This is a genomic window from Aeromicrobium piscarium, assembly GCF_007421815.1.
GTDB classification, from domain to species: domain Bacteria; phylum Actinomycetota; class Actinomycetes; order Propionibacteriales; family Nocardioidaceae; genus Aeromicrobium; species Aeromicrobium piscarium.
Map to the genome: position 1 here is coordinate 1 of NZ_VLNT01000003.1, position 24,682 is coordinate 24,682.

Here is a 24,682-nt window from a genome sequence, read left to right on the forward strand (position 1 = left end):
GCGGTGTTCAGGCCGTTGACGTAGTTCTGATGGTGCTTGTCGTGATGCAGCTCCATGATCTTGCCCGAGATATGCGGGTCCAACGCCCCATAGTCATACGGCAGATCCGGCAAAGTGTACTCAGCCACGCGTCCTCCTTCTATCGCGCGAACCGCAGTGGCTCGCGTCAGAGCGTTCTAGGGGAAGTAACACCCTCAGTCTCTCAGCCCTTCCCGGAGTCGCAAGACCGGGAGGTCCCGGCGGCGCGAGCGACCTGCGCGAGGCCCGATACCCTAGGCTGTTCTGCAGACATCGGCGAGCTGGCGAAGGAGGTCGGGTGACCGAGCGCAGTGGCGAACGGATCTTCACCGTTCCCAATCTCTTGAGCTTCGTGCGGATCGCCCTGGTCCCGGTCTTCCTCTGGCTGGTGCTCGGGCCGCAGTGGGACGTCGCGGCGCTGGCAGTACTGGTCATCTCGGGCATCACCGACTACCTCGACGGCAAGATCGCCCGCTCGCTCGGGCAGACATCGCGCCTGGGCGCGATCCTCGATCCCGTCGCGGATCGGCTCTACATCCTGGCGGTCGTCGTCGGTCTCGGGCTGCGCGACATCATCCCGTGGTGGCTGGCGATCATCCTGCCGCTGCGCGACGTGCTGCTGTTCTCGCTGATCCCGTTCCTGCGCACCCGCGGCTACAGCGCGCTCCCTGTGCACTTCCTCGGCAAGGCGGCGACGGCAGGTCTGCTCTATGCCTTCCCGCTGCTGCTGCTCGGCGACGGTGTGGGCGTCGTCGCCGACCTCGCCAATGTCTTCGGATGGGCGTTCACGATCTGGGGTGTCGGCCTGTACTGGTGGGCAGGCATTCTCTACACCTTCCAGTTGCGGCACCTGCTGTCCACCACGCCCGCGGTGCGCTCGACATGACGGAGGGCGCGGGCGCGCGGACGGGTCCTCGGGGAGCCGAATCCCTGCTGGACCGGATCTGGGACACCGCGCTCGAGGACGAGTACTACGCCCCGCACCATCGCCCGCCGCGTCGGGCGCGGGCCCTCTCGGCGATCACGATGCTGGCCTTCGGCCTGCTCGTCGCCACGGCGGCGGTGCAGACACGCGTCGGGCAGCCCGCCAGCGATCTCGAGCGGGCCGCCGTCATCAGCGATATCGAGAACCGCGAGAACCTGGTGGCCACGCAGCGCGCGCGGATCGACGAGCTCACCCACGAGGTCGAGGGGCTGCGGGCCGATGCCGACGCGTCGGGTGCGGGCACTGAGCAGAGCGGCGTCGTGGCCGCGGCGGTGCCGGTGGAAGGCCCTGGGCTGACGGTCACCGCGACATCCGGTGAGGGGCCCGGCGGACAGATCACCGATCAGGACCTGCAGCTGCTGGCGAACGGCCTCTGGTACGCCGGCGCGGAAGCGGTCTCGATCAACGGCCAACGCCTCGGCAGCATGACGGCGATCCGATGGGCGGGGGAGTCGGTCACCGTCAACTTCCGTCCGATCAGCGAGCCCTATGAGATCGCGGCGATCGGTCCGGCGAGCATGGGGGAGAGGCTGCGCGCCAACCCTTCCGGACGCCACTGGGCCCATCGTTCGACCGAGGCCGGCGTCTCCTGGAGTGTCGAGGAGTCGGAGACACTGCGGCTCCCGGCCGCGCCGGACACGCGCCTGAGCCTGAACCAGGCGACGAAACTGCAGGAGGCCCCATGATCCCCGTCATCGGTCTGGCGATCGGTATCGTGGCCGGCATCGTGCTGCAGCCCACGGTTCCGGCCCCACTCCAGCCCTATGTGCCCATCGCGATCATCGCGGCACTCGACGCGGTGGTCGGCGCGGCCCGGGCGATCGGCGAGAAGCGGTTCGATGATCGAGTCTTCGTGGTGTCCTTCGTCTCCAATGTGCTGATCGCCGCCGCGATGGTCTTCCTCGGCGACCAGCTCGGCGTGGGATCGCAGCTGTCCACCGGCGTCATCGTGGTGCTCGGCATCCGTATCTTCGCCAATGCCGCAGCGATCCGCAGGCAGATCTTCCATGCGTGAACGTTCCCGGCGGGTGACGCGCCCGATGCAGGTGCTGATCGCGGTGCTCGTGGGGGCGCTCGCGTTCGCGATCGTGGCGCAGTGGCGGGAGGACGAGCAGCGCGACTTCGCCGGCGTCCGCGGTGCCGAGCTCGGCGAACTGCTGAAGTCCCTCGACGCGTCGAATCAGCGTCTGTCGCGTCAGATCTCCGAGCTGACCGCGACGCGCGACGAACTGCGCGACTCCACCGCCAGCGACGAGCAGGCCGAGGAGGCGGCTCGCAAGCGCGCTGACGAGCTCGCGATCCTCGCGGGCACGGCTCCGGCGGCGGGACCGGGGATCGCGGTCGACATCGACGGCGGACAGGAGGTCATGACCGCGGCGGTCCTGCTCGACGCGATCGAGGAGCTCCGCGACGCGGGTGCGGAGGTGCTGGCGGTCAACGGCACGGCGCGCGTCGTCGCCAACACGTACTTCCTGGACGATCGCGACGGCATCCGGGTCGGCGGACGACTCCTCGAGCCGCCCTTCGTGATCGAGGCGATCGGCGACCCGCACACGCTGGACGAGGCCGTGTACTTCCGCGGTGGACTGGCCGATCGGGTCGAGACCAAAGGCGGTACCGTGAGCGTCGAGCGGCGCGAGCGGTTGACGATCACCGCCTTGGCTGACGCGACCGACGCCCAGTACGCTCGATCCGCATCGACCGACCCGGAGGAGACACCGTGATCCCTGAGGACCTGCACTACAGCCGTGAACACGAGTGGGTGCGCGCGGACGGCGACATCGTGACGGTCGGGGTGACCCACTACGCGCAGGATCAGCTGGGTGACATCGTCTTCGTCGAGCTGCCGGCCGCGGGCGAGGCCGTCACGGCCGGCTCGGTCATCGGCGAACTGGAATCGACCAAGTCGGTGTCGGATGTCTTTTCGCCCGTCGACGGCGAGATCGTGGAGCGCAATGAGGCGCTCGAGAGCACGCCGGAGACCATCAACGGCGATCCCTACGGCGAGGGCTGGCTGCTACGCGTCCGCGTCGCGGGCGATCCGACGGAGGGCCTGCTGGACGCCGCGGGCTACGCGGCCCATATCGCGGGCTGAAGCGTCGGTGACAGACCACTAGGAGCAGTGCTCACGGGCTCTGTCGCGGGCCCGTCCCTCCTGCTAGGTTGGAGCCTGACGGTGAACGTGACCTTGAGACTGAAGAGGAGTTGGTGATCGATGTCCACGCCGGGTGGTTCCGACGACGACACGAACATGTTCCCGGCGATCGACGCCGACACCGAGGAGATGTCAGCCTCTGACATCTCGGCCGTCGAGAGTCTCCCCGAGGGCAGCGCGATGCTGCTCGTGCAGCGTGGGCCCGATGCCGGTTCACGATTCCTGCTCGACGCCGAGCAGGTCTCGGTCGGCCGGCATCCCTCGAGTGATATCTTCCTCGACGACATCAGCGTGTCGCGTCGTCACGCGGTCTTCACTCGTCGCGACCGGGGCTATGTCGTCTCGGATCTGGGGAGCCTCAACGGCACCTACGTGAACCGCGACCGCATCGACGGCGATATCGCGCTCAACGGCGGCGACGAGGTCCAGATCGGCAAGTACCGGCTCATCTACTTCCCTGGATCGTCCCAGGACGGGTCGGCGTGAGCGAAGCCCTCGGCGAAAGGCCAGCGCGTCTGGGGATCGGCAAGGTCCTCGACGAGTTGCGGCCGGATTTTCCCGAGCTGACGCTCAGCAAGCTGCGCTACCTGGAGACCGAGGGGCTCGTCGAGCCTGAGCGCACGGCCGCCGGGTATCGCAAGTACTCCTACGACGATGTCGAGCGGCTGCGCTTCGTGCTGCGGATGCAGAAAGAGAAGTTCTGGCCGCTCAGCCACATCCGCCAGGTGCTCGACGAGATCGATCGCGGTGCGATGCCCGAGATCGACGATCCAGCGCTGTTCGTGCCCGAGGTCGCGGTCGGCGAGGATGGGCTTCCCACGGTCGAGACCTTCGCCGAAGGGCGGGGTTCGACGCGCCTGACGCGTGACGAGCTGCTCGAGGCCGCCGGAATCGACGATGCGATGCTCTCGGAGATCGAGGGCTTCCAGCTCATCCGACGACGGCCGCATCAGCGGTTCTACAGCCGCGACGATCTGCAGATCGCCGCGTTGGTCGGCAAGATGGCGGGGCTGGGTATCGAACCGCGTCACCTGCGTGGTTTCCGGGCGGCGGCCGACCGCGAGTCCGCTCTGCTCGACCAGGCGATCCCGCGCGGTTCGCGGTCCAATCCCCAGTCGGCGACGCAGCTGATCGAGCTGGCCGCCACGATGGTGCGGTTGCATGCGGTCCTGGTGCGCGGGGAGCTGCGGGGCTGAGCGATGCGTGAGCTCGAGGTCATCGGCGTCCGGGTCGAGATGCCCACGAGTCAGCCGCTGGTGCTGCTGCGTGAGGTCGAGGGCGACCGCTATCTGCCGATCTGGATCGGTGCCGTCGAAGCGGCCGCGATCGCCCAGGCGCAGCAGGGCGTCCTCTCGCCGCGTCCGCTGACCCATGAGCTCATGGCGAGCGTGATCGACGCCCTCGGCGACGACATCGACGAGGTCCGCATCGTCGATGTCCGCGACGGCGTCTTCTTCGCCGAGCTGGTGTTCGGGTCCGGGGCCCTCGTCTCGGCGCGCCCCAGCGACGCGATCGCGCTGGCGCTGAGGGTGGGGACGTCGATCATGTGCGCCGAGGACGTGCTCGACCAGGCGGCGATCGAGCAGGACGAAGACGAGGAGACTCAGGTCGAGCGTTTCCGCGAGTTCCTCGACTCCGTCGACCCCGAGGACTTCGAGGGCTGAGATCACGCCGTGGCCGGTGAGCCCTCCCACGCGATCTCCCTCCGCACAGTGAGGGCGGTGGCCAACCGGCCTCGGACCGCGTCTCGGAAGCGTCCGCGCAGGAGAGTCGGCGACACGCCGCGCCGGTCGTGGACGCGGGCAGACCTTCACCCTTAACTTGAGGGTGCACGTGGAAGTACACGAGTGTCGTTCCACGCGGTAGACTTCCCCTCATAGCCACGCAGGAAGGCGCACGATGATCGATCCGACCCACGGAGACGACTCCGCTGAGGCGCGCCAACGCGCCGGCGACCAGGGGCTGCTCTTCAACGATGACCTCGCGCCACTCCCGCAGGACACCGGTTTCCGCGGTCCTACGGCCTGCAACGCGGCGGGCATCACCTATCGCCAGCTCGACTACTGGGCGCGCACCGGCCTGGTCGTCCCCACGGTCCGCGATGCCACCGGGTCAGGCACCGCGCGCCTGTACTCCTTTAAGGACGTCCTGCTGCTGAAGATCATCAAGCGCCTCCTGGATGCGGGAGTATCGCTGCAGCAGATCCGTACGGCCATCGACCACCTGCGCCAACGCGGCACCGACGATCTCACCCAGGTCACGCTGATGAGCGACGGAGCCAGCGTCTACGAGTGCCGCTCCGCCGACGAGGTCATCGATCTCCTCCAGGGTGGACAGGGCGTCTTCGGCATCGCCATCGGCGGCGTCTGGAAGGAGATCGAGGGCACGCTCCTCGAGCTCCCCACCGAGCGGGCCGAGGCGGCCAGCGACATCACCGACGAACTCGCCGCTCGCCGCGCCCGCAAGTCCAGCTGACACTGCCACCCGCCGATGTTCTAGTGTCCTGCGTCGGAGGTTCGTTGCCGAGAGGCGTCGTCTGAGTGGATGCTCCGCAATCCCCCAAGGACTCCGTCCAGGGAGGTGCCCCCACGGCGGAGCGCGGGCAGGCTGGGGGTACCGCCCTGCACGGAGCGAAGCGGAGTGCTTGGGGGAGACGCCTTTCGAGTGACGCCAACGTCGCGGAGCGCAGCTCAGACGGCGAAAAGCGGTTATGAACTTTCGGCGCAGGGCACTAGACTCGGCAGTGCTGTTGACACGCGTGGGAGAGTCCGTGCTCCGCGCGGCGCCGAAGGGGCAATTCCTCCCCGGAACCTCTCAGGCACCCGGACCACGCGATCGAGGCACCTCTGAAGCGCTGTGACAGAGGGGGAGGCGCTCTGACCGCCGACCCAGGAGTTCCTCGTGACGTCCGCGCCCTTCGCCTCGCGCCACCTCGGCCCCCGTCCCTCCGACCAGCTCGCGATGCTGCGCCGGCTCGGGTACGACTCGCTCGACGACCTGATGGCCGCCGCAGTGCCACAGGGGATCCGTGGTGAGACCGAGTTGAGCCTGCCGCCCGCGGCGAGCGAGGCTGCTGCGACCGCGCGACTGCGCGCCCTCGCCGCCAAGAACACTCCCGGCATCGCCATGATCGGCCTCGGCTACCACCCGACCGAGACGCCGGCCGTGATCCGCCGCAATATCCTTGAGGATCCCGCCTGGTACACCGCTTACACGCCCTATCAGCCTGAGATCTCCCAGGGCCGGCTCGAGGCCCTGTTGAACTTCCAGACGATGGTGAGCGATCTGACGGGATTGCCCACCGCGAACGCGTCCCTGCTCGATGAGGGAACGGCCGCCGCCGAGGCGCTCACCGTCATCCGGCGCGCATCGCGGGGCAAGGATCTGCGCCCGATCGCCGTCGACACGCGTCTGGCCCCGCAGACCTTGGCCGTGCTGCGTACACGGGCCGACGCGATCGGGATCGAGCTGATCGAGGCCGACCTCGCCGGAACGGAGCAGGTGGCGGACACCGCCGGCGCGGTGATCGCCTATCCGGCGGCGGACGGGGCCGTCACGGACCCGAGCGATGTCATCGCGGCCTCGCACGAGGCCGGCGGACTGGCGGTCGTCGTCGCGGATCCGCTGGCTCTGGTGGCTCTGCGCTCGCCGGGCGAGCTGGGCGCGGACATCGTGGTGGGCTCCACCCAGCGCTTCGGCGTCCCGATGTTCTACGGCGGGCCGCATGCGGCCTTCATGGCAGTGCGCGACGGTCTGGAACGTCAGCTTCCCGGACGTCTGGTCGGTGTCTCGGTCGACGCGGCGGGACAGCCGGCCTACCGGCTTGCGCTGCAGACCCGCGAACAGCACATCCGTCGTGAGAAGGCGACGTCCAATATCTGCACCGCGCAGGTGCTCCTGGCGGTCGTCGCGGGCATGTACGCCGTCTACCACGGCGCGGAGGGGTTGCGCTCCATCGCGCTGTCGGTCCATCAGCACGCCGCGACGCTGCACGACGCGCTGAACGATGCCGGCATCGCCACGCTCCACGGGGAGTTCTTCGACACCGTCGTCGTCCGCGTGGAGGGGCAGGCTGACAGCATCGTCGCCGGGGCGCGCAGCGAGGACATCCACCTGTGGCGCGTCGACGACGACCACGTCCAGGTCGCCTGCTCGCAGGTCACCACCCTCGAGCACCTGAACCGCGTGCTGAAGGCCTTCGGCGTCGAGGAACGTCGTATGCTCAGCGGTCGCACCTACCTGCCTGAACCGCTCGTGCGCCGCGACGACATCCTGACCCATCCGGTCTTCACCGAGCACCGCAGCGAGACGCAGCTGCTGAGGTACCTGCGACGTCTCAGCGATCGTGACTACGCCCTCGATCGCGGCATGATCCCGCTGGGCTCCTGCACCATGAAGCTCAACGCCACCACGGAGATGGAGCCGATCAGCTGGCCCGAGTTCGCCGATCTGCATCCCTTCGTGCCCGCGGCCGACGCCGCCGGCATGATCGAGCTCGTCGAGACCCTCGAGGAGTGGCTCGCCGAGGTGACCGGTTACGCGGCGGTCTCCGTTCAGCCCAATGCCGGATCCCAGGGCGAGCTCGCCGGTCTGCTCGCGATCCGCTCCTATCACCGCAGCCGGGGCGACGAGGCTCGCGACATCTGCCTGATCCCGAGCTCGGCGCACGGCACCAATGCCGCATCGGCCGTCATGGCGGGTATGCGCGTCGTCATCGTCGCGGCGTCCGAGGCCGGTGAGGTCGACCTCGACGATCTGCGAGCGACCTGTGAGCGCCACGGCGACCAGATCGCCGCGATCATGGTGACCTATCCGTCCACCCACGGCGTCTACGAGCACGGCATCACCGAGCTCTGCGAGATCGTCCACGAGGTCGGCGGCCAGGTCTACGTGGACGGCGCGAATCTCAACGCCCTGCTCGGTCACGCCCGACCCGGGGAGTTCGGCGGCGATGTCTCGCATCTGAACCTGCACAAGACCTTCTGCATCCCGCACGGGGGCGGGGGCCCGGGTGTCGGTCCCGTCGCCGTCGCGGAACATCTGGCGGCCTTCCTTCCGACGCATCCGTTGCATCCCGATGCCGGCCGACGCGCCGCGACCGGGGCGATCTCGGCCGCTCCGTACGGATCGGCCGGCATCCTGCCGATCCCGTACGCCTATATCGCGATGATGGGCGCCCAGGGGCTGACTGATGCCACCTCGGTGGCTGTGCTGTCGGCCAACTACGTCGCGGCCCGGCTGGCCGAGGCGTTCCCGGTGCTCTACACCGGCGAGAACGGGCTGGTCGCCCACGAGTGCATCCTCGACGTGAAGTCGGTCGCCGGACCCGCGGGCGTCACGATCGACGATGTGGCCAAGAGACTCATCGACTACGGCTTCCATGCGCCGACCATGAGCTTTCCGGTGGCGGGGACGCTCATGGTGGAGCCGACCGAGTCCGAGGACCTCGCCGAGCTGGACCGCTTCTGCAACGCGATGCTGGCGATCCGTGCCGAGATCGACCGGGTGGCGGCGGGCGAGTACGCCGACGGAGACTCGCCGCTGGCGGGCGCACCGCACGCCGCTCGCGAGCTGCTGGAGTGGTCGCACGGCTACTCGGTGGCGGAGGGCCTCTTCCCGACGGGCGCCACTCAAGACAAGTACTGGCCTCCGGTCGGCCGGATCGACCAGGCCTATGGCGACCGCAACCTGATGTGCTCCTGTCCGCCCCCGACGGCATTCGCCCCGCTCGACTGAGTCCCGCTCCGCTGGGCGGTGAGCTTTCCCGCATCTCGCGCAGGTCGGTGCGGGAAAGCTCACCGCCCACCGAGGCGGGGGGAGGACATGGAAGACTGAGCACGGCCGGGTCGACAACCTGAAAGGGACGGTATGAGCTCGCTCGTGGTCTACCTGACGAGTGCGTACGCCCTGGCGATCGCCGTGTACGCCGGCTGGCACAGCTGGCGCGGCTACCGCTTCAGCAATCCGTTGTTCTACGCTCTCGCGGTGCTGGAGGTCGTCCTCGTCGGCATCCTCATCGGGGCGATCGTCGCGTACAACGGACGCGACCACGATGTCGATCCAGTGTTGTTCTTCTCCTATCTCGCGACCGTCCTCGTCGTACCACCGGTCGCCGTGTTCTGGGGCGTCATCGAGAGGTCCAGATGGGGGACCGGGGTCGTCGTGATCGCCATGGTCACCGTCGCCGCACTGATGTTGCGACTGCAGGGGATCTGGTCGGGCACCGGCTCCGCCTTCTGACCTGGGCTGCGCCCGGAAAGACGATGATGCGCCACGGCGCCTATAAGGACCACGATGCATCGTCATCGGAGCAGGCACTGCCTGCTCCGAGCGCTGGGCGGGGCCATAGGCTGGGGTCATCATGTCGTCCGACACTCACACTTCCCACGGCTTCGGCCGCATCGTGGTGGCCGTCTACGCCGTGTTCGCCTTGTCGGCGTCGGCACGCTCGCTCTATCAGCTGGCCACCAAGGCCGATGAGGCGCCTTTCGCCTATGGCCTGTCGGCGCTCGCCGGTCTGGTCTACATCGTCGCGACCTACGCCCTGGCTACTAACCGCCGGGGCCTCGCCACCTGGACGATCGGCTTCGAGCTGGTCGGGGTCGTCGTGGTCGGCTTGCTGACGGTCTTCGACGAGCAACTGTTCCCAGATGCGACCGTCTGGTCGACCTTCGGCATCCAGTACGCCTTCGTGCCCCTCCTGCTCCCTGTGGTGGGCCTCTGGTGGGTCTTCCGCAACCGCACGATCCGGGGCTGAGCCCGTGTGGTCCCGTCCCTACTCCCTGCGCTCGCGTTGGGTGTTGCCGGTCGGGCGAGGCGAGCTGTGGGACGCGCTGCTGTCCCAGCTCGAGTCCGGCGACCCGCTGCCGTGGTGGGGATCGGTGCGAGCGGTCGGCACCACGCCGGACACGATCGACCTGCGCGCCGACACCGGTCTCGGATATCGGCTGGGGTTCACCGTGTCCGATCTCGAGCTCGCTCGCCCCGACCACTTGACCTTCTCGGCGGACGGCGATCTACGAGGGCGTGCTGTGGTCAGGTTCGTGCCGGCGCCGCGGTCGACCACGATCCTGCTGATCGAGTGGGACGTCGTCGCCACCCGAGCCTGGATGCGGAGCGTGGACCCGTTGGCACGTCCGCTCTTCGTGATCTCGCACGCTGTGCTCATGCGCCGCGGCGAGCGCCGGCTCGCCGCCTGGCTGCAGGGCGGTGACGTACGCACCTCTCGTCGCCGGGAGCGGTGACTTACGCACCTCTCAGTCGGCTCGAGAGGTGCGTACGTCACCGCCCTGAGGCTCGAGAGGTGCGTACGTCACCGCCCGAGTGGCGGCGTCAGAGCGTGAGCGCCGTGACGACATCGCCGATGACGACGATCGCCGGCGAGGTGGCGCCGACCTCCGCGGCCCGCTCCGCCAGCGTGCCCAGCGTGGCGACGGTGACCCGCTGATCGGGCGTACAGCCGCGTTCGACGACCGCAGCGGGCGTGGCCGGGTCGTGGCCGTTCGCCACGAGCTCAGACGTCGTAGCGGCCAGCCGCCGCACGCCCATCAGCAGCACGAGGGTGTGATCGCCGCGCCGCGGCAGCTCACCCAGCTCCTCGTGCCCGGTGACCACGCTGAAACCGCGCGCGACACCACGATGCGTGACCGGGATGCCCGCCGCCGCGGCCACCGCGATGGCGCTGGTGACTCCGGGCACCACCTCGACCTCGACACCGGCCTCTCGACAGGCGAGCAACTCCTCGCCGCCGCGTCCGAACACGTACGGGTCCCCGCCCTTGAGTCGTACGACGACACGGCCCGCCTGTGCGCGGTCGACGATCAATCGGTTGATCTCGTCCTGGGGGATCGGGTGGCGGTCCGGCAGCTTGCCGACATCGATGACCTCCACATCGGGATCCAGCTCATCGAGGACGGCGAGGGGTGCGAGTCGGTCGGTGATCACGACATCGGCCTCGGCCAGCAGCCGCCGGGCCCGAGCGGTGAGCAGCCCCGGATCGCCGGGCCCGCCGCCGACGAGGGCGACACGGCCGCCGGGGTGATGCGTCCGATGGCGGAGCGGGAGGTCACCGGTCTCGATCGCCGCGACGAGACCATTGCGGAGCAGGGCAGCGCGACGCGCATCGCCCCCGGCGTTGACCGCGATGGTGATGTCGTCCACCCGTCCGGTGGCCGGCGCCCACGCGGTCGCATGCTCCGGGTCGCCTCCCTTGAGACACCAGATGCGGGACTCCTCGGCATCTGCGGCGACGGCGTCATCGACCGCAGGGTCCGCCGTCGCCGTCTGGACGAGCCAGGCCCCCTCCAAGTCGCCGGTGCGATAGTCGCGGCGGAGCCAGGTGAGCGACTCGCGGGCGATGGTCGCGGCGAGCGAGTCGGTGACCTCCGGGGAGATCACCACGAGATCGGCCCCGGCGTCCAGCAATGTGGCGATCCGGCGGGTCGCCACATGTCCGCCTCCCACGACGACGACGCGGCGCCCGGAGATCCGTAGCGAGAGCGGGAAGAGCGCGGCCGCCACCGTCAGACGTTCGCCGTCGCCAGCAGCGCGTCGCCGACCATGCCGGCGGCGAGCGTGTTGCCGTCGTGCGGGTCGACGATGAGGAACGCACCCGTGCTACGCGCGTCGACATAGGGCTCGGCGGGGACCGCCGAGGCGAGGCGCAATGTCACATGACCGATGTCGTTCAGGTCGAGAGTGTCGGTCGGCAGCACCGAGGCGCTGTCCAGATCGAGGCGTCCTGTCACGGCCTTGACCAGGGCCTGCACGGTGCGGGTTCCGTGTTTGACGAGGACCTTGCTGCCCGAGCGCAGCGGCGCATCCGACAACCAGGCGAGCGTGCCCTCGATGTCCTGTGTCAGCTCCGGGGCGCCGTCGGCGGAGGCGATCAGGTCGCCGCGGCTGATATCGATGTCATCGGCGAGACGAAGCGTGACCGACTGCGGTGCGAAGGCCTCGTCGAGCTCCTGGCCGGCCTGGTCGATGCCCACGACCCGGGTCGTGCGACCGCTGGCCAGGGCCACGATCTCATCACCGACGTGGACGACGCCCGATGCGATCTGTCCGGCATAGCCGCGGTAGTCGCGGAACCGCTCCTCGGCGGCGCTCTGCGGGCGGATGACGAGCTGAACCGGGAAGCGCAGCGGCTCGCTGTCCGGTTCGCCCTTGGGCGACAGCTCCTCGAGGTGCTCCAGTACGCTCGGACCGCCGTACCAGGGTGTGCGCTCCGAGCGGGTGACGACATTGTCACCGGCGAGGGCGGAGACGGGGATCGTGGTGACATCGGGCATCCCGAGGTCGCGCGCCGCCGCGATGACATCGGCGGCGACGGAGTCGTAGACGGCCTCGTCGTAGTCCACGAGATCGATCTTGTTGACGACGACGACCACGTGCGGCACGCGCAGGAGCGAGGCGACGGCCAGATGGCGCCGGGTCTGCTCCTGCAATCCGCCGCGAACATCGACCAGGACCACGACGACATCGGCCGTGCTCGCGCCGGTCACGGTGTTGCGCGTGTACTGCACGTGGCCGGGGCAGTCGGCCAGGATGAAGGTGCGACGCGCGGTGGCGAAGTACCGGTAGGCCACGTCGATGGTGATGCCCTGTTCGCGCTCGGAGCGCAGGCCGTCGGTCAACAGCGCGAGATCGGCGGCAGCGAGGCCGCGATCCCTGCTGACGCGTTCGACCGCGTCGAACTGGTCGGCGAGCACCGACTTGGAGTCGAACAGCAGCCGCCCGACCAGGGTGGACTTGCCGTCGTCGACGGACCCCGCCGTCGCCAGCCGCAGCAGCGTGCTCATCAGAAGTAGCCTTCCTTCTTACGGTCTTCCATCGCGGCCTCGGAGATGCGGTCGTCCGCGCGCGTGGCGCCACGCTCCGTAACGCGGGTCGCGGCCACCTCGGCGATGACATCCTCGACGGTCGAGGCAGGACTGGCGACGGCGCCGGTGCACGACATGTCACCGACCGTGCGGTAGCGCACCTGACGCGTGCTGACCGTCTCGCCGTCGCGGGGCTCGGAGTAGGGGCCGACCGCCAGCAGCATGCCGTCGCGCTCGAAGACCTCGCGGTCGTGGGCGTAGTACAGGCTCGGCAGCTCGATCTTCTCCGCGCCGATGTACTGCCAGATGTCCAGCTCGGTCCAGTTGCTGAGCGGGAAGACCCGCACATGCTGGCCGGGGGTGTGGCGGCCGTTGTAGAGATTCCACAGCTCGGGACGCTGATTGCGCGGGTCCCACTGGCCGAACTCGTCGCGCAGGCTGAACACCCGCTCCTTGGCGCGGGCCTTCTCCTCGTCGCGCCGGCCACCGCCGAAGACCGCGTCGAAGCGGTGCTCGGAGATCGCATCGAGAAGCGGTTGCGTCTGGAGGGGATTGCGGGTGCCGTCCGCGCGCTCGCGTAGGCGACCATCGTCGATGTAGTCCTGCACGCTGGCCACTTCGAGGCGCAGGCCGAGACGCGCGGCGGTGTCGTCGCGGAATCGCAGGACCTCGGGGAAGTTATGGCCCGTGTCGACGTGCAGCACGGCGAAGGGGACCGGGGCGGGCCAGAAGGCCTTCACCGCCAGATGCAGCATCACGACGGAGTCCTTGCCACCGGAGAACAGGATCACCGGACGCTCGAACTCGGCGGCGACCTCACGGATGATGTGGATCGACTCGGACTCCAGCCACTGCAACTGGCTGAGCTCGCGGGAAGGTGTGAGTGTCATGGTCTCGTCTCTCAGGTGTGCAGTCCGCACTCGGTCTTGTCCAGTCCGGCCCAGCGTCCGGCGCGAGGATCCTCTCCTGGGGCGACTCGCCGCGTACACGGGGCGCAGCCGATCGAGGGATAGCCGTCGTTGACCAGGGGGTTGACGATGACATCGTGCTCGGCGGCGTAGCCCAGCAGGTCGTCCCAGGACCAGGCGGCCAGCGGATTCACCTTCACGAGGCCGTTCTTGTAGTCCCACGTCACGAAGGGGGTGTTCGCGCGGGTCGGTGCCTCGTCCCGGCGCACCCCGGTGATCCAGACCTCGTACTCGCCGAGCGTGCGCTGCAGCGGTTCGACCTTGCGCAGCTGACAGCAGAGCCCGGGGTCCCGCTCGTGGAGGCGGGGGCCGTACTCGGCGTCCTGCTCGGCGACGGTCTGCCGGGCGGTGACATCGACGATGCTGAGCTCCAGCTGGGCCTCGACCGCGTCCCTGGTGCCGATGGTCTCGGCGAAGTGATACCCGGTCTCCAGGAAGAGCGTGTCGACCCAGGGCAGGTGTCGCGCCACGACATGTGGGAGGACGGCATCGGCCATCGAGCACGCGACCGCCGTGCGGTAGCCGAACTCCTCGGCCACCCAGGCGAGCACCGCGTCGGTGTCCGCCTCGTCGAAACGTGCCTGGGCCTCATCGGCGATCGCCCTGAGCTCGTCGGTCGAGCGCTTCGGCGCCAACAGCGACGGACGCTCGGCACGATGCCGTTCGCGGGCGCTGTCGTGGGCGAGCTGGCGTTCACGACGTTCGGCCAGGGTCAGGGGTAGGGAACTCATGAGGTCCTCAGCCTAGGTCGCCGATCGCACCCGCATCGCGCTGTCCGAATGGCGGACCGGGTCGAACGGCGGGATGCTGGACCCGTCAACCACGGCGAAGCTTCGACGAAAGGACGCGACCATGTGGGCCACCATCTTGTGGATCGCCTCGGTGATCATCGGCATTATCGGCATCATCCGTCTCCTGCAGCGCGACATCGTGATGGGCGTGATCCTCATCGTCGTCGCCCTGCTGGTCGGCCCTGGAGGTGTCAGCATCTTCACCTGACCTGTGGTGCAGGGGAGACGGCACCGTTCTCGGGGCGGTGTCGTCTCCCGTGCGCAGCGGAGGTCAGCGCCAGCCACTAGATTCGACCCATGGCACGCTTCATCGACATTCACCCGGTCAACCCGCAGCAGCGATCCGTCGACCAGGCGGTGGCGGTGCTCGTCGACGGGGGACTCATCGCCTATCCGACGGACTCGGGCTATGCGCTCGGCGCCCAGCTCGGCAACGCCGAGGCGCTGGACCGCATCCGGTCGATCCGCGATCTCGACTCCAAGCATCACTTCACGCTCGTGTGCCGCGACTTCTCGCAGCTCGGGCAGATGGTGCACGTCGACAATGCCGTGTTCCGCGCGGTCAAGGCGGCTACGCCCGGCTCCTATACCTTCATCCTTCCCGCCACCCGCGAGGTGCCGCGTCGCCTGCTGCAGGCCAAGAAGAAGACCGTGGGCGTCCGCATCCCCGATCATCGCATCAGTCTCGCGCTCGTCGAGGCGCTCGGTGAGCCGCTGTTGTCGACGACGCTGATCCTCCCGGGCCAGGAGAATGCGATGACGGCCGCGTGGGAGATCAACGAGGAGCTCGACGGTCGCGTCGACGCGATCATCGATGCCGGCGAGGATGTGCCCGCTGAACCCACCACCGTGGTCGACCTCTCCGAGGGCGTCGCGGAGGTCGTGCGTGTCGGCGCGGGGGATCCGACCCCCTTCGAGTAGGTGAGGCGGCGATGCTCAGGTGTCGCCGTCGAACAGTCCGCCGTCCAGCAGCCAGTGGTTGTGCAGTCGCAGCGCCCGCTCGGTGCTGGCGACCAGCGTCGCGACCAGGAGTGTGACGTTCAGCCATGCGGGCAGGCTGAAGGGCGAGGTGAAGGTGCCGAGGTTCTCCGCGACCGGGGGGATGTGCGAGACCTGATCGACGATCTGCGGGATGCCGAGCACCACAGCGAAGAGCAGGACGGCGATCGACGTCAGGCCGATGGCGCGCCCCACGAAGGGGTGACGGTGTTCCAGCCGCGCGCGTCGGCCCTCGGCGGATGCCGGGTCGGGCACCAGCTGCCGTTCCGACCCGTCGATGGCGACGAAGTGACACCGCTTGAGGCCGAACTGGCTGGTGACCACCTCGATAGTCCCTCCGGGAACAGGGAAGGTGGCCGGCAGCTTGGACTGGGCGTGGTGTCGTCCGTCACGGTAGAGCTGGGCGAGCACATCGCCGTCCTCGTCTCCCCATAGCCGGATATCGACCGACCAGGTGTGCGTCTCGCCGTCCTCGTCGGGGAGTTCGAGGTGGAGCAGCGCCCGTGAGAGCGGCTGCCACCAGCGGTAACGCTGAAGAGCGTGTCCGTCGCCGGCCTTCACTCGTCGCGCGGCACGGCGCCGCTTCCAGTCCGAGAACACGCCTGTCAGCCTAGTGTCCGTTCGCGGTCGCAGGCGGGGTGAGTGCGTCCATCCATTTTCTTTAGCTTTGGTAATGAGCTAAGCTAACGGTGTGCCCACCGATTCCCAGCGACTCGCTCACGCCGTGGCGCGCCTTCACCGGCGGCTGCGACAGGAGCGACAGTCGACGCTGACCCCGACTCAGCTGTCGGTGCTCGGCGTGGTCGCTCAGATCGGTCCGGCGACCCCGGGGTCGATCGCCGCCGTCGAGCGGGTCCGCCCGCCGTCGATCACCCGGGTACTCAATCACCTGGTGGAGTGCGGCTATGTCACGCGTGCGCCTCATCCCGATGACGGTCGGCAGATCCTGATCGAGCTGTCCGCGGAGGGTGATCGCATCCTCTCCGACGAGCGCGAACGGCGGGATGCCTGGCTCGAGGAACGCCTCGCCGGACTCGACGACTCCCAGCAGCGGCTACTGCGCGAGGTCACCCCCGTGCTGATGGCCCTGGCGGAGGCGGAGTGAGTCCCACCTTCAGCGCGCTCTCCGTCCGCAACTACCGCATCTATGCGTTGGGCGGGCTCGTCTCGAATATCGGCACCTGGCTGCAGAACACGGCGCAGGCCTGGCTGGTCCTGCAACTGACCGGTTCGGGAGCCGCGCTGGGTATCACCGTGGCGCTCCAGCTGCTGCCGTCGCTGCTGTTTTCACCGATCGCCGGCGTGCTGGCCGATCGGATGTCCAAGCGGCGTCTGCTGGCCATCATGCAGCTCGGCATGGCGTTGCCCTGCGGGGTGCTGGGCGTTCTCGCCGTGACCGGTCTGGTGGAGACGTGGCAGGTCTACATCCTGACCTTCGTCTTCGGCAGTGCTCGTGCCTTCGAGGCGCCCGCGCGACAGTCCTTCGTCAGCGAGATGGTCGACATCGAACGGCTCGCCAATGCCGTCTCCTTGAACTCCGCCTCCTTCAACTCCGGGCGGCTCATCGGTCCCGGTCTGGCCGGCCTGTTGATCGCCGCGCTCGGTTCGGGGGTCGACGCCACCGGCTGGGTGATCGTCATCAATGCGCTGAGCTACGGCTTCACGCTGCTGGCACTGGTCCTCATGGACGGTACCGTGCTGCATCGTCCGCCCATGGCCGAGCGAGGCCGGGGCGCTGTCCGGGAGGGGCTGCGATATGTCCGCTCCCGTCCCGATCTTCTATTGCTGTTCACCTGCGTGTTCTTTCTCGGCGCCTTCGGCATGAACTTCCAGATCACCTCGGCACTGATGGCCACCGAGGTGTTCGGCAAGGGTGCGGGGGAGTTCGGGGTCCTCGGCTCCATTCTGGCGATCGGCTCACTGGCGGGCGCGCTGCTCGCGGCGCGCCGCAGCCATCCGCGGCTGCGGTTCATCGTCGGGGCGGGGCTGGTGTTCTCCGTGGCGCAGATGGTGTCGGGCCTCATGCCCACGTACTGGTCGTACGCGGCGGTCCTCCCGCTCGTGGGACTCAGCGTCCTGACCACCGCGACGACGGCGAACGCCCTCATCCAGATGACCTCGGCCCCGTCCATGCGCGGCCGCGTCGTGTCGCTCTACCTGATGGTGTTTCTCGGCAGCGTGCCGCTCGGGGCGCCGATCATCGGCTGGTTCGGTGAGCATCTGGGCGGGCGAGCGGCGTTGGTGATCAGCGGTGCGACGGTCGGTGTCGGCATCGGCGTGGCCGGTTTGGCCTACGCCCGCGTGCGCCGGGTCAGCCTGCGCAGTCTCGTGCCACGTTGGCCGCTCCGTCACCACGTGACCGAGGACGGACTCGACCAACACCCCTCCTGACGGGACGCGATGATCAGCTGGCGTGGGGGTAGGTCTGGTAGTGGAGGGCACGTTGGTGCTCCAGCGCGCGTCGTCGTCGGTGGCGTGGGTGGCTGCCGGGGAGGAGGCGGCCTTGGCGGTCGGTGAAGGCATGGGTCGTGGGGTCGATGACCAAGCTCCCGGCATGCACCGCGCGGTGGCATCTGGGGCAGAGGCCGATGAGGTTGGCCAGATCGGTGGGTCCGCCGCGGGACCACCAGATGATGTGGTGGATGTGGACGACGGGTGCGCGGCAGCCGGGTGATGCGCATTGGTGTCCTTGTCGGGCGAGGACCGCAGTCCGTTGCCGGGGTGTCGCCAGGCGGCTGGATCTGCCGACGTCGAGGATCCCGTCTTTGCCGCCGGTGGCGATGGGGGTGATGTCGGCTTCGCAGATCATCTCCTGCAGCTGGCGGATGCCGATGGTCCCGAACCCCACCAACTCCCCGGACCCGCTGTCGTTCATCAGGGTGCTGGCGTCGATCGTCAGGGCCAGGTGCGGACGCACCCCCTTGTCCCCGGGAAGACCGTTGTTCAGGACGGAGTCGAGGAGTCGTTCTAGCCCGTCTACTCGCCGTTGGGCACAGGTCCGTGGATCGTCCGCGCCCTGGGGTGCGGACAGCGACTGCAGGAGGGCGGTGAGTTTGGCCCCGGTGGTGGAGTTGAGGAACCCGTTGATGTGAACACAGTCAGGGACGGGGTTGACCTGGATATCCTCACGGGCCATGCCATCGATCCACGCCTGATCCAACTCATCGGGGTACACCGCATCCCGCAGGGTGCGGACCACCTGCCGCAACGCGGCAGGCTCGTGAGTCGAGGCAACCTCTAACAGCTCCGGGAGCATGTCCCGGGTGTGCGAGGGCCCGACATGCGTGACCGCATACGACAGGTGTTTCACATGCTCGAGTGAGATCTCGCCAGCTGAGGCCAGTTCCGCAGCCTCGGGGATCTGCTTCAGTGTCAGACCAGACCTGACCAACTCATTCGCACGCCGCGAGCTCACCCGGAGCTGATCCCGCAACCACGCCTTCACCGAGCTATACCCCTCGGCCTCGTGTTCCAGGGTCTCGGACATCTCAGCGGTCAGTTGAGCCTTGGCGGCATCGATCGCATTGCTCGTCTCTTCCAACGCCCGTAGCGCGTCGGTCGAGGGTGCGAACGCATCAAGCAGGGCTGCGGTGTCCCGCAGCCGCCGTGCCAGATCCCCCGATTCCATGTCTCAGTCTATCGAACAAATGTTCGAACAGTCAAGGGGTGCGGCGGACTTTCTGGTGCCATGTCTCAGGAGATCGGTGACAGTTCTGCATCAGGACATCCGTGACGCTTCGGCGGTTCTTGGGGGTGACGCTTCTCTCCCGGCTGACCCGCTTCGGTAGGTGCGTGGCTCACCGTCGCAGACTCGCGTCGGCGAGCGGCCATGGGGACCGGCTACTAGCGTGCTGTCATGCACGTCGAACGCATCTTCGCCGTCCAGCGTCCGATCGACGAGGTCTTCGACTACCTCGCCGACTTCACGCACACCGAGGAGTGGGATCCGGGGACGGTCAGCACCACACGGCGTTCCGGCGACGGTGGTCTCGGCACCACCTACGACAATGTCTCGGAGTTCCTCGGACGCCGCGTCGAGCTGGTGTACAGCACCGTCACTCACGCCGCCCCGCGCAGAGTCCGGTTCCGTGGCCGGCAGCGCTGGTCGACGACTCTCGACGATCTCGCCCTGCGCGATCTCGGCGACGGGCGGACCGAGATCCAGTACCGGGCCGACTTCTCCTTCGGGTTCCCGATCAGCCTGGCCGCCCCGTTCGTCGTCCGTCCGAAGCTCGGGGACCTTGCCGACGAGACCGTGGCCTCGCTGCGTCGGGCGCTCGAGCGGTGAGCGGTACCCTGGGCCGGTGAGTGTCCAGGACGTCATCGCGCAGACCATCGAGGAGATCACCCCCGACCTGATCGAGCTGCGTCGTGATCTGCACGCTTTCCCCGAGCTCTCCTGGCAGGAGCACCGCACCACCGATGTCGTGATCGCCCAGGTCGAGAAGCTCGGTCTGCGCTATGAGCGCCTGGACATCGGCACCGGTCTGACCGCGGACATCGGTCCCGCGGAGGGCCCGATCGTCGCGTTGCGCGCGGATCTCGATGCCCTCCCGGTACTGGACGCCACCCAGGACCCCTGGCGTTCACGGCAACCCGGTATCGCGCACGCCTGCGGCCACGACGTCCACATCTCGGCGCTCGTCGGGGCCGCGCATGCATTGACCCGGGCACACGAGGAGCACGGTCTGCCGGTTCGCGTGCGGCTGCTCTTCCAGCCAGCAGAGGAGGTCATGCCCGGTGGCGCACTGCGGGTCCTCCGCGAAGGCGCTCTGCAGGGTGTGGCGCGCATCTACGCGCTGCACTGCGATCCGTCCCTCGACGTCGGCCAGGTAGGGCTGCGCGAAGGACCCATCACCGGAGCCTCCGACCATGTCCACGTGGTCCTGAGCGGTCGAGGCGGGCACACCTCCCGGCCGCACCTCACCGAGGACCTCACCTACGCCCTCGGCAGCCTCATCACCCAGATGCCGGCGGTCCTGTCGCGCCGTTTCGACCCGCGTGCGGGGGTGAGCCTGGTCTGGGGCCAGGTCGCCGCCGGCAACGCCGCCAATGTGATCCCCTCGGTCGGCGAGCTGACCGGCACGCTGCGGATGCTCGACTCGGCGGCCTGGCACGATGCCGAACGATTCGTCCGGGGGCTCATCGCCGACATCATCGAGCCCTTCGGCGTGTCCGCGGAGATCACCTACACGCGCGGCGTACCGCCGGTCGTGAACGACTTCGCCGCGACGCAGACCCTGCGCCAGGCGGTGACCGAGGCTCTGGGCGTCAAGGGCGCCGCCAGCACCCCGCAGAGCCTCGGGGGAGAGGACTTCGCCTGGTATCTCGAGGCGATCCCCGGCGCGATGGGCCGCTTGGGGACGCGGACTCCCGACGGCCCCACCTATGACCTGCACCAGGGCAATCTGCGGGTGGACGAGCAGGCGATCTCCGTCGGCGCTCGGGTGCTCGCCGGCGTGGCTGCGCGTCCGCTGGAGTGATGACCGAGGCACTTAACCAGCCTCAGTGGTCGGGTAGCGGGGCCACGCTTGCGGAGCGTGACCTCGATACGCGGGCTCGTTCCTCGCCCAGCTACTCGATCACCCGACCCGGGCGTTCGCTCAGCTGTCGAGGTCGAGCACCCGGTCGCTGCGCGCGGGATCCTCGCTGTCGCGCACCACGACCACGGGGCAGGGTGCGTGCCGCACCACCGCCTCGCTGACCGAGCCCAGGACGAGTCCCTTGAATCCGCCGAGACCACGTGGCCCGACGGCGACCAGGCTCGCGTCCTCGGCCAGCATCAGCAGGCCGTTCGCGGCGGGGCCGCGGGGCGTCGCATAGGAGACCTCGACATCGCCGTACTGCGCGACGAGCGCCCGGGTGTCGGCCATGAGGCGCTCGCGGACCGCCTGCTCGAAATCGGCCGCAGGCGGCACATAGCCGTGTTCCCAGGAGGAAGGCCGGGGAGCGGTGCGCAACGTCCAGGCTCGCGCGACGATGACGGAGAGACCGGTGACGTCCGCCCACCGCAGCACCCACGCGAGCGCCGTGCCGGCGAATGCCGAACCGTCATGTCCGACGACGATCGGGGAGGAGATGGCGTCCATGGGCTCAGGGTACCGTCGTCCGAGGTTCACCGGGGGAGCCGTCGTGTCGAGCGGCACAGGTTACAAATCGGTGTCAGGCGCGTTGAATAGCTCCGCACCTCTCCCCAAGGTCCCATCGCCACGATTAGTGTCGGCCAGGTGCAGTGAACGTGCCAGACGCGCTGGTGCGAGACGAGGAGGAGAAGTGCGCCATCTGACCAAGGCTGCCGTGCTAGTCGGCGCCGCAGCAGTCGTGCTGAGTGCCTGTGGCACCGCGGCTGACAACGACGACAGTGACAACAACGCCGACGAGCAGCAGCAGTGCGAGGCCGTGGAGCTCGAGGGCGATCCTCAGGTCGCGCTCGCGTACGACGTGGGGGGACGCGGGGACCAGTCCTTCAACGACGCGGCTTACGCCGGCCTGGAGAAGGCGCAGGGCGAGTTCGGCTTCGACGGCACCGAAGGTGAGGCGTCCTCCGATGAGAGCGAGGAAGTCCGTGAGCAGCGGCTCCGTGGCTTCGCCGACGACGGCTACAACGTCATCGTGGGCGTGGGCTTCGCGTACAGCGACTCGGTGGACAAGGTCGCGCCGGAGTACCCCAATGTCTCCTTCGCCGTCATCGACGGCTTCGACCCGACCGAGGACGACGTCAACTGCAATGTCGCCTACTTGACCTTCGCCGAGAACGAGGGCTCCTTCCTCGTCGGCGTGGCGGCTGCCGAGACCACCGAGAGCGACACGGTCGGCTTCGTGGGCGGCGTCAACAACCCGCTCATCCAGAAGTTCGAGGCCGGGTTCAAGGCGGGCGTCGAGGAGACCAATCCCGATATCGAGGTCGTCTCGACTTATATCGAGGAGTCCGATCCTCGCGGATTCGGTGACCCGGCCGGTGGCCAGGCGGCCGCGGAGGGCCTCATCAACGACGGTGCCGACGTGATCTTCCACGCGGCGGGCGCCTCGGGCATCGGCGTGTTCGATGCCGTGACGAGCGCCGATCTGTGGGCGATCGGTGTGGACTCCGATCAGTACCTCACCGCCTCGCCGGAGCAGCAGCCGCACATCCTGACCTCGATGCTCAAGCGCGTCGACGTCTCGACGTACGACTTCATCGCCGCGGCGTTCGACGGTGAGCCGCTGTCGGGATACACCGAGTTCACGCTCGCCGACGACGGCGTCGACTACTCGACCTCCGGTGACTTCCTCTCCGGGGATCTGATCACCGAGATCGACGACTACAAGCAGCAGATCATCGACGGTGACCTCGAGGTCCCAACCGAGCCGTGAGACGCTGAGCCTACGGCCCGGGGTCGCACCTGAGGGTGCGACCCCGGGCCTTCGCCCGATCACGACCACGGCAGAGCAGGGGCTGAGCATGCAGGTGGAGCTACGGGGGATCGCCAAGCGGTTCCCCGGCGTCATCGCCAATCACGACGTCGACCTGACGATCCGATCCGGAGCCGTCCACGCCCTCATCGGCGAGAACGGCGCCGGCAAGTCGACACTCATGAAGATCCTCTACGGGGTCCAGAACGCGGACGACGGGACGATCCTCGTCGACGACCGGGAGCAGCGCTTCTCCTCGCCCACGGACGCGATCGAGGCCGGCATCGGCATGGTGTTCCAGCACTTCATGCTCGCCGACAATCTCACCGTGCTGGAGAACATCGTTCTCGGCGCGGAGAAGATGCACGGGATCGGCGAGAAGGCCCGCGGCCGGGTTCGGGAGATCTCGGCCGAGTTCGGTTTCGATATCGACCCCGATATACGCGTCGCCGAACTCGGCGTCGCAGCTCGTCAGCGGGTCGAGATCCTCAAGGTGCTGTATCGCGGAGCGAGGCTCATCATCCTCGACGAGCCGACGGCGGTGCTGGTACCGCAGGAGGTGGAGATCCTCTTCGCCAATCTGCGTGAGCTCGTCGCCTCCGGCTGCTCGGTGCTGTTCATCTCACACAAGCTCGACGAGGTGCTGCAGATCGCTGATGACATCACCGTGATGCGGCGCGGCACGACCGTCGGCACCGCCGACCCGGCCACGGCCACCCGCCAGCAGCTCGCGGAGCTCATGGTCGGTGCGGAGCTGCCGACGCCCGAGCTGAGCGCCGATACCGTGACCGACACTCCGGTCCTGTCGCTGCGGTCGATCTCGCTCGTGAACGACACGGGGCGCACCGTGCTCGCCGGCATCGACCTGACGATCCACCGCGGTGAGATCGTCGGCATCGCCGGTGTGGAGGGCAACGGACAGACTGAGCTCGTCGAGGTCATCATGGGGATGCGACGAGCGACGGAGGGCCGCATCGTGCTGGCCGAGGAGGACATCACGCGGTTGTCCGTGCGCAAGGTCCGTGAACGCGGGGTGGGATTCATCCCCGAAGATCGCCACCGGCACGGTGTCGTCCTCGACTTCTCCCTGTGGGAGAACCGGATCCTCGGACACCAGACCACCGCTCCGGCCGTGCGCGGGCCGCTGCTCAATCCCGGCGGGGCCAGACGGGACGCCGAACGGATCATCGACGCCTACGATGTGCGGACCCCCTCGGTGCACACCACGGCGAGAGCCCTTTCAGGCGGCAACCAGCAGAAGTTCATCGTCGGACGCGAGATGAGCGGAGACCCGATCCTGCTGCTGGCCTCGCATCCGACCCGCGGTGTCGACGTCGGCGCCCAAGCGGCCATCTGGGATCACATCCGCCGGGCACGCCAGGCGGGTCTGGGCGTGCTGCTGATCTCCGCCGACCTCGACGAGCTCATCGGTCTGTCCGACCGTCTCGAGGTGATCCTGCGCGGACGGTTCACCGCCCAGCTCGATCCTCGCGATGTCACCGCGCAGGAGCTCGGCACAGCCATGACAGGAGGCGCGGCATGAGCGAGCGAGA

At 68.3% G+C, this 24,682-nt stretch carries 28 protein-coding genes, 1 pseudogene and 1 riboswitch; of the genes and pseudogenes, 21 read left to right on the top strand and 8 right to left on the bottom strand.

Annotation, left to right across the window (positions count from 1 at the left end; all coding sequences use genetic code 11):
* Window positions 1–128, bottom strand: a pseudogene (locus tag FNM00_RS05035) (superoxide dismutase); the annotation flags it as partial.
* Window positions 129–316: 188 nt separating this feature from the next.
* On the opposite strand from FNM00_RS05035, the gene clsA reads away from it, so the two are divergent.
* From clsA to FNM00_RS05100, 13 genes are all read left to right on the top strand, one after another.
* Complete coding sequence (gene clsA, locus FNM00_RS05040) at window positions 317–904, top strand: cardiolipin synthase ClsA (protein WP_143912106.1); 588 nt, start codon at window positions 317–319, stop codon at window positions 902–904.
* Complete coding sequence (locus tag FNM00_RS05045) at window positions 901–1,689, top strand: DUF881 domain-containing protein (protein WP_185972981.1); 789 nt, start codon at window positions 901–903, stop codon at window positions 1,687–1,689. Before clsA ends, FNM00_RS05045 begins: the two co-directional genes overlap by 4 nt.
* Window positions 1,686–2,018, top strand: a complete 333-nt coding sequence (locus FNM00_RS05050) for a small basic family protein (RefSeq protein WP_143912109.1) — start codon at window positions 1,686–1,688, stop codon at window positions 2,016–2,018. Before FNM00_RS05045 ends, FNM00_RS05050 begins: the two co-directional genes overlap by 4 nt.
* On the top strand, window positions 2,011–2,727 hold the full coding sequence (locus FNM00_RS05055; protein WP_185972982.1) for a DUF881 domain-containing protein: 717 nt from the start codon (window positions 2,011–2,013) through the stop codon (window positions 2,725–2,727). The genes FNM00_RS05050 and FNM00_RS05055 overlap by 8 nt, the downstream gene beginning before the upstream one ends.
* A complete protein-coding gene (gcvH, locus tag FNM00_RS05060; protein WP_143912112.1) occupies window positions 2,724–3,098 on the top strand; it encodes a glycine cleavage system protein GcvH in 375 nt (124 codons plus the stop codon). Before FNM00_RS05055 ends, gcvH begins: the two co-directional genes overlap by 4 nt.
* Before the next feature lie 120 nt (window positions 3,099–3,218).
* Window positions 3,219–3,644, top strand: coding sequence for an FHA domain-containing protein (locus FNM00_RS05065; RefSeq protein WP_143912114.1), 426 nt, complete (start codon window positions 3,219–3,221; stop codon window positions 3,642–3,644).
* Window positions 3,641–4,354, top strand: coding sequence for a transcriptional regulator FtsR (gene ftsR, locus FNM00_RS05070; RefSeq protein WP_246065069.1), 714 nt, complete (start codon window positions 3,641–3,643; stop codon window positions 4,352–4,354). The genes FNM00_RS05065 and ftsR overlap by 4 nt, the downstream gene beginning before the upstream one ends.
* A gap of 3 nt (window positions 4,355–4,357) precedes the next feature.
* Entirely contained in the window at window positions 4,358–4,822 is a 465-nt protein-coding gene (locus tag FNM00_RS05075) for a bifunctional nuclease family protein (protein ID WP_143912118.1), read from the top strand.
* Window positions 4,823–5,057: 235 nt separating this feature from the next.
* Window positions 5,058–5,633 carry a MerR family transcriptional regulator gene (locus FNM00_RS05080; RefSeq protein ID WP_143912119.1) on the top strand — a complete coding sequence of 192 codons (576 nt, stop codon included), beginning with the start codon at window positions 5,058–5,060 and terminating at the stop codon, window positions 5,631–5,633.
* 274 nt (window positions 5,634–5,907) lie between these two features.
* Window positions 5,908–5,998, top strand: a riboswitch (glycine riboswitch).
* Window positions 5,999–6,059: 61 nt separating this feature from the next.
* Window positions 6,060–8,894: an aminomethyl-transferring glycine dehydrogenase gene (gene gcvP, locus FNM00_RS05085; protein ID WP_143912121.1), complete on the top strand. Its 2,835-nt coding sequence runs from the start codon at window positions 6,060–6,062 to the stop codon at window positions 8,892–8,894.
* 132 nt (window positions 8,895–9,026) lie between these two features.
* Window positions 9,027–9,398: a hypothetical protein gene (locus FNM00_RS05090; RefSeq protein ID WP_143912122.1), complete on the top strand. Its 372-nt coding sequence runs from the start codon at window positions 9,027–9,029 to the stop codon at window positions 9,396–9,398.
* 121 nt (window positions 9,399–9,519) lie between these two features.
* Window positions 9,520–9,915 (top strand): hypothetical protein, encoded by a 396-nt coding sequence (locus FNM00_RS05095; protein ID WP_143912123.1) that lies wholly within the window; start codon window positions 9,520–9,522, stop codon window positions 9,913–9,915.
* Between the two features lie 4 nt (window positions 9,916–9,919).
* A complete protein-coding gene (locus tag FNM00_RS05100; protein WP_143912124.1) occupies window positions 9,920–10,402 on the top strand; it encodes an SRPBCC family protein in 483 nt (160 codons plus the stop codon).
* An 88-nt stretch (window positions 10,403–10,490) separates the two neighbouring features.
* Here the strand turns inward: FNM00_RS05100 and cobA are convergent, their stop codons facing one another.
* The 4 genes from cobA to FNM00_RS05120 are packed head-to-tail and all read right to left on the bottom strand — an operon-like array spanning window position 10,491 to window position 14,678.
* The gene (gene cobA, locus FNM00_RS05105) at window positions 10,491–11,678 is read right to left on the bottom strand and encodes a uroporphyrinogen-III C-methyltransferase (RefSeq protein WP_143912125.1); all 1,188 of its coding nucleotides are present in this window, start codon (window positions 11,676–11,678) and stop codon (window positions 10,491–10,493) included.
* 2 nt (window positions 11,679–11,680) lie between these two features.
* Window positions 11,681–12,958, bottom strand: a complete 1,278-nt coding sequence (locus FNM00_RS05110) for a sulfate adenylyltransferase subunit 1 (protein ID WP_143912126.1) — start codon at window positions 12,956–12,958, stop codon at window positions 11,681–11,683.
* Entirely contained in the window at window positions 12,958–13,869 is a 912-nt protein-coding gene (gene cysD, locus FNM00_RS05115; RefSeq protein ID WP_143912127.1) for a sulfate adenylyltransferase subunit CysD, read from the bottom strand. Before cysD ends, FNM00_RS05110 begins: the two co-directional genes overlap by 1 nt.
* Window positions 13,870–13,880: 11 nt before the next feature.
* Entirely contained in the window at window positions 13,881–14,678 is a 798-nt protein-coding gene (locus FNM00_RS05120) for a phosphoadenylyl-sulfate reductase (protein WP_143912129.1), read from the bottom strand.
* A gap of 121 nt (window positions 14,679–14,799) precedes the next feature.
* Between FNM00_RS05120 and FNM00_RS18785 the strand changes: the two genes are divergently transcribed.
* Both FNM00_RS18785 and FNM00_RS05125 read left to right on the top strand, forming a co-directional pair.
* The gene (locus FNM00_RS18785; RefSeq protein WP_170931297.1) at window positions 14,800–14,946 is read left to right on the top strand and encodes a GPGG-motif small membrane protein; all 147 of its coding nucleotides are present in this window, start codon (window positions 14,800–14,802) and stop codon (window positions 14,944–14,946) included.
* Window positions 14,947–15,035: 89 nt separating this feature from the next.
* Complete coding sequence (locus tag FNM00_RS05125) at window positions 15,036–15,659, top strand: L-threonylcarbamoyladenylate synthase (protein ID WP_143912130.1); 624 nt, start codon at window positions 15,036–15,038, stop codon at window positions 15,657–15,659.
* Window positions 15,660–15,674: 15 nt separating this feature from the next.
* Here the strand turns inward: FNM00_RS05125 and FNM00_RS05130 are convergent, their stop codons facing one another.
* Window positions 15,675–16,337, bottom strand: a complete 663-nt coding sequence (locus FNM00_RS05130) for a hypothetical protein (protein WP_143912132.1) — start codon at window positions 16,335–16,337, stop codon at window positions 15,675–15,677.
* A 91-nt stretch (window positions 16,338–16,428) separates the two neighbouring features.
* Here FNM00_RS05130 and FNM00_RS05135 point away from each other — a divergent pair, with 91 nt between their 5' ends.
* On the top strand, window positions 16,429–16,842 hold the full coding sequence (locus tag FNM00_RS05135; RefSeq protein ID WP_143912133.1) for a MarR family winged helix-turn-helix transcriptional regulator: 414 nt from the start codon (window positions 16,429–16,431) through the stop codon (window positions 16,840–16,842).
* Window positions 16,839–18,128, top strand: coding sequence for an MFS transporter (locus FNM00_RS05140; protein ID WP_143912134.1), 1,290 nt, complete (start codon window positions 16,839–16,841; stop codon window positions 18,126–18,128). Before FNM00_RS05135 ends, FNM00_RS05140 begins: the two co-directional genes overlap by 4 nt.
* A 13-nt stretch (window positions 18,129–18,141) precedes the next feature.
* Here the strand turns inward: FNM00_RS05140 and FNM00_RS05145 are convergent, their stop codons facing one another.
* Entirely contained in the window at window positions 18,142–19,365 is a 1,224-nt protein-coding gene (locus FNM00_RS05145) for an HNH endonuclease (protein ID WP_143912136.1), read from the bottom strand.
* Window positions 19,366–19,593: 228 nt separating this feature from the next.
* On the opposite strand from FNM00_RS05145, the gene FNM00_RS05150 reads away from it, so the two are divergent.
* Together FNM00_RS05150 and FNM00_RS05155 are read left to right on the top strand one after the other, a co-directional pair.
* Window positions 19,594–20,025, top strand: a complete 432-nt coding sequence (locus tag FNM00_RS05150) for an SRPBCC family protein (protein WP_143912138.1) — start codon at window positions 19,594–19,596, stop codon at window positions 20,023–20,025.
* Between the two features lie 16 nt (window positions 20,026–20,041).
* A complete protein-coding gene (locus FNM00_RS05155) occupies window positions 20,042–21,220 on the top strand; it encodes an amidohydrolase (RefSeq protein WP_143912140.1) in 1,179 nt (392 codons plus the stop codon).
* 120 nt (window positions 21,221–21,340) lie between these two features.
* Here FNM00_RS05155 and FNM00_RS05160 read toward each other — a convergent pair whose 3' ends face one another.
* Window positions 21,341–21,826 carry a universal stress protein gene (locus tag FNM00_RS05160; protein WP_143912141.1) on the bottom strand — a complete coding sequence of 162 codons (486 nt, stop codon included), beginning with the start codon at window positions 21,824–21,826 and terminating at the stop codon, window positions 21,341–21,343.
* A 184-nt stretch (window positions 21,827–22,010) separates the two neighbouring features.
* On the opposite strand from FNM00_RS05160, the gene FNM00_RS05165 reads away from it, so the two are divergent.
* On the top strand, window positions 22,011–23,090 hold the full coding sequence (locus FNM00_RS05165; RefSeq protein WP_246065070.1) for a BMP family lipoprotein: 1,080 nt from the start codon (window positions 22,011–22,013) through the stop codon (window positions 23,088–23,090).
* 88 nt (window positions 23,091–23,178) lie between these two features.
* Window positions 23,179–24,672 (top strand): ABC transporter ATP-binding protein, encoded by a 1,494-nt coding sequence (locus FNM00_RS05170; RefSeq protein ID WP_143912145.1) that lies wholly within the window; start codon window positions 23,179–23,181, stop codon window positions 24,670–24,672.
* The last annotated feature ends 10 nt before the right edge of the window (window positions 24,673–24,682 follow it).